This is a genomic window from Erwinia sp. V71, assembly GCF_965644245.1.
Taxonomy (GTDB): Bacteria; Pseudomonadota; Gammaproteobacteria; order Enterobacterales; family Enterobacteriaceae; genus Erwinia.
The window spans coordinates 1-7821 of record NZ_CBFFRK010000168.1 but is presented as its reverse complement, the minus strand read 5'-3'; the positions used below and the strand labels follow the sequence as shown (position 1 = coordinate 7821).

The 7821-nt window shown below is 53.6% G+C and carries 9 protein-coding genes, 1 other RNA gene and 1 pseudogene; 7 read left to right on the top strand and 4 right to left on the bottom strand.

Translation table 11 applies throughout. From position 1 onward, the window contains the following. Positions 1 to 93: 93 nt before the first annotated feature. Both ACSZO1_RS20985 and ACSZO1_RS20980 read left to right on the top strand, forming a co-directional pair. A pseudogene (locus tag ACSZO1_RS20985) lies at positions 94 to 138 on the top strand (hypothetical protein); the annotation flags it as partial. 51 nt (positions 139 to 189) lie between these two features. Continuing rightward, entirely contained in the window at positions 190 to 357 is a 168-nt protein-coding gene (locus tag ACSZO1_RS20980; RefSeq protein WP_437616119.1) for a hypothetical protein, read from the top strand. A 223-nt stretch (positions 358 to 580) separates the two neighbouring features. Here ACSZO1_RS20980 and dolP read toward each other — a convergent pair whose 3' ends face one another. From dolP to ACSZO1_RS20960, 4 genes are read right to left on the bottom strand one after another with little or no spacing between them, the layout of a single operon-like run. Further along, on the bottom strand, positions 581 to 1153 hold the full coding sequence (gene dolP, locus ACSZO1_RS20975) for a division/outer membrane stress-associated lipid-binding lipoprotein (RefSeq protein ID WP_437616117.1): 573 nt from the start codon (positions 1151 to 1153) through the stop codon (positions 581 to 583). Positions 1154 to 1163: 10 nt separating this feature from the next. Next, entirely contained in the window at positions 1164 to 1754 is a 591-nt protein-coding gene (diaA, locus tag ACSZO1_RS20970; RefSeq protein WP_437616115.1) for a DnaA initiator-associating protein DiaA, read from the bottom strand. 5 nt (positions 1755 to 1759) lie between these two features. Then, positions 1760 to 2155, bottom strand: coding sequence for a YraN family protein (locus tag ACSZO1_RS20965; RefSeq protein WP_437616113.1), 396 nt, complete (start codon positions 2153 to 2155; stop codon positions 1760 to 1762). Beyond that, positions 2113 to 4191 (bottom strand): penicillin-binding protein activator, encoded by a 2079-nt coding sequence (locus tag ACSZO1_RS20960; RefSeq protein WP_437616111.1) that lies wholly within the window; start codon positions 4189 to 4191, stop codon positions 2113 to 2115. Before ACSZO1_RS20960 ends, ACSZO1_RS20965 begins: the two co-directional genes overlap by 43 nt. Positions 4192 to 4253: 62 nt before the next feature. On the opposite strand from ACSZO1_RS20960, the gene rsmI reads away from it, so the two are divergent. From rsmI to ACSZO1_RS20935, 5 genes are all read left to right on the top strand, one after another. Further along, positions 4254 to 5120, top strand: coding sequence for a 16S rRNA (cytidine(1402)-2'-O)-methyltransferase (rsmI, locus tag ACSZO1_RS20955; protein ID WP_437616109.1), 867 nt, complete (start codon positions 4254 to 4256; stop codon positions 5118 to 5120). Positions 5121 to 5152: 32 nt separating this feature from the next. Then, an RNA gene (gene rnpB, locus ACSZO1_RS20950) (RNase P RNA component class A) lies at positions 5153 to 5529 on the top strand. Positions 5530 to 6032: 503 nt separating this feature from the next. Continuing rightward, positions 6033 to 6575, top strand: coding sequence for a tyrosine-type recombinase/integrase (locus ACSZO1_RS20945; RefSeq protein ID WP_437616107.1), 543 nt, complete (start codon positions 6033 to 6035; stop codon positions 6573 to 6575). 554 nt (positions 6576 to 7129) lie between these two features. Beyond that, positions 7130 to 7636 carry a hypothetical protein gene (locus ACSZO1_RS20940; protein WP_437616105.1) on the top strand — a complete coding sequence of 169 codons (507 nt, stop codon included), beginning with the start codon at positions 7130 to 7132 and terminating at the stop codon, positions 7634 to 7636. Continuing rightward, positions 7633 to 7776: a hypothetical protein gene (locus tag ACSZO1_RS20935; RefSeq protein ID WP_437616103.1), complete on the top strand. Its 144-nt coding sequence runs from the start codon at positions 7633 to 7635 to the stop codon at positions 7774 to 7776. The genes ACSZO1_RS20940 and ACSZO1_RS20935 overlap by 4 nt, the downstream gene beginning before the upstream one ends. Positions 7777 to 7821 lie beyond the last annotated feature (45 nt).

Sequence of the window (7821 nt, the reverse complement as noted above, 5' to 3'; positions counted from 1 at the left end):
CTGAAGAGATGCACGACAAGATCATCGGCTGGTATCTGACAATCAACCACTACCACTAAATCTGCGTCACGACCAGAATTTGACTTCCACTGCCTGGCAAAAAAAATATTTGGTCTTCCTGATTTTTATGGAAATAACTTCTCTGCTTTTATTGACTGTTTATCAAGTTTACGTTATCCAGAAGATGCTATGACATCTTTTAATATTAATAAAAATGAAAAACTTTTTTTGCATCTGAAAAATATCGATAAGATAGATCCCGGACTCAAAGGAAAAATAATAAAGTCTTTGGATTTTATCAACGAACGTTCATTGTTTATGGGTGATGATGAATTGATCATAGTTGATGTGGTTTAAAATAAGACAGGAGCGATACCCGTGTTCCTTCCGCCTTTTTACCTTTAGGCGGAGCGGTAGCGTATGCAGAGTAAAAATGCGCGTCGGGGCCTTCGGGTTAACGGACTGCCTGGCCCTTAGCATAACGCATTGTGCCACCCACAAACCATGCAGAAAAAGAACTAACGAGTTTAATAGGGTTATTCTTTAAATATTGGGGCGGACAGAACCGCCCCGTGGATTTTTATTTCAGAATAGTAAAGGCCGTGGTGACATGTTTCACCCCGCTGACCCGGCTGGCGATATCCGCCGCCGCCTTCCCTTCGCGATCCGTCACTAAGCCCAGCAGGAACACTTCACCATTTTCCGTGGTCACTTTCACGTTGGAGAATTTCACCTGCTCACTGCTCAGCAGCTGTGAACGGACTTTGGTGGTGATCCAGGTATCCGACGACGCCGTGCCAAAGCTGGCTTTGCTGCCCTGACGGATTTCGTTATACACCTCGGTTGCACCTTCCACCCCCATCGCGATCTGCTTCGCGCGGCTGGAGATTTCGCTGTTTGGCGACTGACCGGTTAACAGCACTTTGCCCTGATAGGCAGTGGCGACAATGTGTGCGTCATTTTTGATTTGTTGATCTTTTGCCAGCGCATTGCTGACACGTAGTTCTAAAGTACCGTCATCGACCTGTGTACCGACTGTACGGGGATCCGTCGCCGTCTTGGTCGCCACGGCGGCGCTGCCAACAACCACTGCGGCGCAACCCTGTAGCATCAACGCGGTAAGAATCACTGCAACTGCAGATAATGCCTTCATTTAAGCTCCTTCAGACATCCTGGTGGGGAAACAAGGTGTTATCTATCAAATCGCACAGGCAGTTCACGGTTAACATGTGCATCTCCTGTATCCTTGAGCTACGGTGCGAGGGAATGCGGATCTCCACATCGTGAGGACCCAGCAAACCGGCGAGCTCACCGCCGTCATAACCGGTAAGCGCGATGATGGTCATATCACGCGTTACCGCTGCCTCTACCGCTTTCACAATATCACGGCTATTGCCGCGTGTTGAAATCGCCAGCAGGATATCTCCGGCATGGCCCAGCGCCCGCACCTGCTTGGCATAAATCTCGTCATGCAGGCGATCATTGCCAATCGCCGTCAGCAGGACGTTATCGGCACTCAGTGCGATCGCCGGTAAGCTGGGACGTTCGGTCTCGAAACGGTTGACCATACTGGCGGCAAAATGCTGAGCATTGGCGCTGGAGGTGCCGTTACCACAGCTCAGGATTTTGTTGCCATTCAGCAGGGACTGAACCATGGTCATCGCCGCCTGCGCAATAGCATCAGGCAACGCTTCCGCCGCGGCGATTTGGGTCTGAATACTTTCGGTAAAACAAACTTTAATTCTTTCCAGCATGGATTCTAATCTTCTGCATTAAACGCATCGGGAAGCCATTCAATCTGCTCCCCGGTAATCGCGACGACGTCAAAACGACAGTCGTGAGTGGCAAAACTGGCATTACGCCGTGCCAGCCACAGCGCTGCCGCCCGTAACAGCTTCTGCTGCTTATGCCGGGTCACGCTGGCCGCCGCACCGCCAAAGCGATCATCACGACGGTAGCGCACCTCAACAAATACCCACTGCTGTTTATCCCGCATGATGAGATCCAGCTCACCACCACGGAAACGCACATTCGCAGCTTCGAAGCGCAATCCGGCCTGTTCCAGCCAGCGACGGGCAATTAATTCATAGCCCGCCCCTGTCTGCTGACGACTCAGGTGGCCGGTACGATTTGTCCCTGACGATACTGGCTCCATGTTAACTTCCTGTTAATCACGCAATCCTGGCTGGCGCTCAGCTTACCGGTATTGCCATCCAGCTGGAAGCCGGTGCCCTGGCGCATATCATTAAAGTGGTTCGCCAGCGTCCAGGCATCAATGCCCATCGCATACAGGCGTACCAGCGAGTAGTCGTTATTAAACGCTTTGGCCGCCTGCTGCATCAGCGCCGGGTTGGCGCCACTCAGCAACGGCACATCGCTGAACTGCAGGCCTTCCATCTCCAGACGATAATCCGGGCCTGCACCTGCCTGGAAGCTGCGCGAGCTGGCGTACAGCGCCAGATTATCGCGGCTGCTGACACGCATAGCGATCATCGGCTTAATCAGCTGCAGCTCATTCTGCGTGGCGACGATATAAGTCGCATCCACGCTGCCTGAACTGGCCGCAGGTGCTGCTGTCGCCGTATCCGCTGGCGCCGGGATATTCAGGCCGGCAATCGCCACGCTCTGTGGCTGCGCCTGCTGCACAGTGACAGGTGTACCGGTCAGGCTGATACCTGCGCCGCTGTTAATCCCCTGTTTCAGTTCCGCAGTCGAACCAAACTGCTGTTTCAGCACCGTGCCGCCGCCCAGTGTCTGCCATTCCGCGGCAAAGGCGTTACTGACGCGATCGCCCAGCGCACCGCGCGGCACCAGCAACAGCGGCGAGCGTTTGCCCTGCTGCCAGATATGATGCGCAGCATCACGCGCTTCGTCTTCAGGAGAAAGCGCAAAATAGCAAAGATTCGGAAGGTTCTGGATCTGTTCTGGCTCATTCAGCGCCAGTACATTGAGCGGCGTCTGGCTGCCCGCCAGCTCTTCAACATTGTTTTTCAGCAACGGTCCCACGACCAGCGTCGCGCCATCCTGCTGCGCCTGCGTCAGTACCTGCTGCAGCGGCTGTGAACTGGTGTCGTACACTTTCACTTCCGTGGCGCTGGAAGGCGGAGCAACCTGCGGCACAGCGCCTTGCGGTGCAGCGGCCACATCACCTGTCGCCGTGCTATCTGCCGGAGTCTGCGCCGCGGTAGTATCCACGGCTGACGGGCTGATGACCGGATTTGCCGCAATCGGGTTGTTCTGGCTGCCTGGCTGTGCGGCGTCTGCTGGCTGCGCATTCACCTGTGGCTCGGCTCCGGGCTGTGCGCCTGGTTGCGCAGCGGTCGCCAGCACGCCATTTTTGGCGTCATTAAAACCTTTCTGAATCGCATTGGCGAAAATCTGCGCCTGTCCGTTCAGTGGCAGCAGCAGCGCGATTTTACCGGTCGAGGCAGGCTGGAAGCTGTTGCTCTGGCTTAACATCGTCGGCAGGGTTTTCGCTGCCGGGTTGTTCGGGTAGCGCGTCTGCCAGTCGCTGATGCCCGCTTTCAGCATCTCAGCATCGCTGCGGTTAGCGTTATAGAGGTTCAGCAGATCCAGCCAGCCCTGCAGCGTATTTTCATCGGCGTTAATCACCAGGCTGTTCATCTGATCCGGCGTCATCTGGGTCAGCGCCAGCCAGGTAGCATCAATATTTTTCTGGTGATCGTCGCCCTGCAGCAGTGGCTCCTGAGCAATATAGGCACGCAGTAGCGTCAGCGATGGACGTCCCTGGTTTGCAGCAATCTGCAGCTGCCAGTAACGCGCCTGTTGGTCGGCGGATAATGCTGACGGATCCAGCTTCGCCAGTACCGCCTGGGCACCCGCGATATCCTGACGGGAAACAGCGACCTGCGCATTCAGCAGTTGCAGCTCCTGCTGCTGGCTGCTGCTGAGTTGTGACGGCAGTTGTGTCAACTGCTGGCTGGCTTCCGGGTATTTCCCTTCGTTCAGCAACGCACGTATGGCAAGTAATTGCCAGTCAGCCTTGTTATCATCTGAGCTTTGCTGCACCTGCTGCAAATAATAGTCGGAATTTTTGTTGGCAGGTGCCTGCACGTTAGCATCAGGCATTTGCTGCACCTGTTGGCCGCCACAAGCTGCTAGAATCAGCGCGGCGAGAAGGACAGGCACGAAGCGTCCTGCTTTATTACGAACGACTTTTGAAGGAAGCATACTGTATCCAGTGATGTTTTTTTCAAGATGCTCAATATTAAATCGGCAATTCGGATGAAACAATGAAACAACTCGATCGGACAGAGATTTCTGCCAGCACGCTCTACATCGTTCCCACCCCGATTGGCAATCTGGGCGATATCACCCAGCGCGCCCTGGCGGTGCTGGCGAGCGTCGATCTGATCGCAGCGGAAGATACACGTCATACCGGACTGTTGCTACAACATTTCGCAATCAATGCGCGCCTGTTCGCACTCCATGATCATAATGAACAGCAGAAAGCGGAACAGCTGCTGGCGAAACTGCAGGAAGGCCAGAGTATTGCGCTCGTCTCCGATGCCGGGACGCCGCTGATTAACGATCCGGGTTACCATCTGGTGCGCCGCTGCCGCGAAGCCGGCATTCGTGTGGTGCCACTGCCGGGTCCGTGCGCCGCCATTACAGCATTAAGCGCCGCGGGATTACCGTCCGATCGTTTCTGTTACGAAGGGTTTCTGCCGGCGAAAAGCAAAGGCCGCTGCGATGCGTTACGCGCACTGCAACAGGAGCCACGCACACTGATTTTCTACGAATCCACCCACCGCCTGCTCGACAGCCTGCAGGATATGGTCAGCGAACTGGGCGGCGAACGCTATGTGGTGCTGGCGCGCGAGATCACCAAAACCTGGGAATCCATTTACGGTGCACCGGTGGCGGAACTGCTGGCGTGGGTCCAGGAGGATGAGAACCGTCGCAAAGGTGAGATGGTACTGATTGTCGAAGGCTATAAACAGCCGGAAGATGATGCGCTGCCTGCTGATGCACTGCGCACGCTGGCGCTGTTACAGACTGAATTACCACTGAAAAAAGCGGCGGCGCTGACCGCGGAGATCCACGGTCTGAAGAAAAACGCCCTGTATAAGTATGCGCTGGCGCAGCAAGAGGGGTGACAAAAGGCGCAGAATGCCCTATTATCCGCGCCGAAGCTGACCAGACAGTCGCCGCTTTGTTGCCGTCCTCCTTAGGGGGAGACAGACAGAGGGGAGGAAAGTCCGGGCTCCATAGGGCAGGGTGCCAGGTAACGCCTGGGGGGCGAGAGCCTACGACCAGTGCAACAGAGAGCAAACCGCCGATGGCCCTTTATGGGATCAGGTAAGGGTGAAAGGGTGCGGTAAGAGCGCACCGCGCGACTGGCAACAGTTCGTGGCACGGTAAACTCCACCCGGAGCAAGGCCAAATAGGGGTTCACATGGTACGGCCCGTACTGAACCCGGGTAGGCTGCTTGAGCCAGTGAGCGATTGCTGGCCTAGATGAATGACTGTCCACGACAGAACCCGGCTTATCGGTCAGTTTCGACTTCTTTAAAAACAATACGTTGGTGTGTCTCAGGCCTTTAAGGGTGAAAATGTGACACAGACTGTGATACAGAAGAGGCACACCAACGGTTGTTCCATCCCCAATATCCTTAAGCGTGACAACCGCTACAGCCTTCATTTCAGATTACCAGCAGGGCGTTTCTTTCGTGCTTCTCTGAGCTGCGATTCTGCCAGCAGAGCAAAATTCATTTCTTCTCGGCTTTCAATATTCATTTCTCTTGTAAAATCGTCCAAGATGGAACCAACGCTATTAATGGATATAGTGCAGAAAATGAAGAAGTTAGGGAAGGTGCGATTAATTCGATGGGAACCATTTTTTCGTCCTGTCATCGTATGGTAAATGAACAAAGAACCGCCCAAAACACTGAAAACGATAGATGAACGGCAATCATTGTAGTCATGAACAGAACTTTGAATGATTAAATCGCACCTTCCTTAGGTACTCGACCAAAAGCAAAAGCTATGGCAAATATAGCCTCACCGAAATGCGCAAGCTGGTGACCTGTTTCAAATCTCTATCAGGTTGGAAAAAGTGGATACCTCTTCTTCTTGCTTATACTGGCGCACGCCGGGCTGAGATCGCTAAATTAAAACGTTCTGATGTCCGATTTGATGATGATTGCCAGCGCTACTACATCATGATTGATGAGACGAAAACCGAAGCAGGGACGAGACAAGTACCGCTATCCCTTCATCTTATTGATCTTGGATTCTTGGACTACGTAGCGGGGTTTTCTGCTGGTGATTCTCTTTTCCCTGATCTCACAAATTACAACCAGATCACACGGTTATTCCATGAGATTCGAGAGGCTCTTGAAATCCCTTACCTCACTGACTACGGCGAACGCCGCATAGTACATAGTGTGCGACACACTTTTATCACCGTAACCCAGAAAACGAACTTGCATATACCAGTGCAACAAGTTGTCGGCCATGAGCATAACGATATAGGAGAGACTAAAACTTACACAGGTAAGTTTAATGTATCGGATTTGCTGCCAGTGGTTGATTGTATTAACTGGGGGTAATGATAATGATTATCAACAAGGTTGACTTTTATACATAAATCCTGTAAAATCAGTGGGTAGGGTTAAATCCCTATCCACTATCATAAGGAGCATAATGTATGTAACGCCCACGCCAGCCGCTTTCACATCTCCCACCGATGAAGAGCGTATCCAACTGGCAACACTACTGAATACCGTTGACCTACGCGCGACAACCCCAAGGATCAACGTCCTGCACTACCTGAACACAACCGATATCCCTGTAACCGCTGAGATGGTTTCACGTTGCGTCGATCTCCCGTTATCTACAGCTTATCGGGCATTGACGGCGCTTGAAACTAACAGCCTTGCAGGTGTTACGTTTAGACGTTCCGAAGTAACGCGCTGGTTCCGGTTCCTCCCGGACAGGCCTCAACATTGCCCTGCGTGCGGGCAGAGCTTCTATACAGAGTACGCGTAAACCGTACACATCAACACTGACGAGATGATCGCACTACACGGTCACAACAAATGACGCTCACTCTGGAGAGCCATTGAGCTTTTACGCCCATTTCCAACCGATTACGGAGACAACTATGACTACTAAAAGACAGGCTCAGAAAGCCGCTGAGAGCGATCTACAGGCATTCCTGAGCGAAGCCGCAGAACGGTTCAAACCTGACGCCACCGTACTGGCAGCGCGGATTGATACCGCCGTCCAAAGGTACACAGCCACCAGCAGTACGCAGCGTTTCAACGCCCCGGCAGCACTGGCAATGCAACAGCTACAGGAGCGGATATTGGAAGGGTGGCGGTACGATATCGGCATCCCGCAGTCCGTTTATGTTGCCGGTACGGGGAATATGAGTGTCACGCTTCGCAAACCGGCGGAGCTGGTGGAGCAGGAGGTCACCGACCTGAAACGACAGGTGGAGGAGAGCTACCACAATGAACTCGCCGACGGGCTGGAACGCGAGGTCGATAAACTGGTGCAGGACGCCGCCAACGAGGCACAGCGCCGTGCAGAGGAAGCTGTCGCAGCAGAACGGGACGCTATGCGCCAGCGTCTCCGCAATATGCTCCTGACCGGGGTTAAGGCATGACAGTTACCAAGGAAAAAAGCGGGCCACCAGCGCCCGCACATATCGATCCTGACGCACTGGAGCGAGCTATTGCCGCCGCTCGCAAAATCAAAGATGCCAACCCGGACAGGGGCGGATTCAAGTTCGAAGTGCAACGCTAAGCCGCCTGTCTTAACTCTGCAAAGACCACTGAAGGCTGCCGGAAC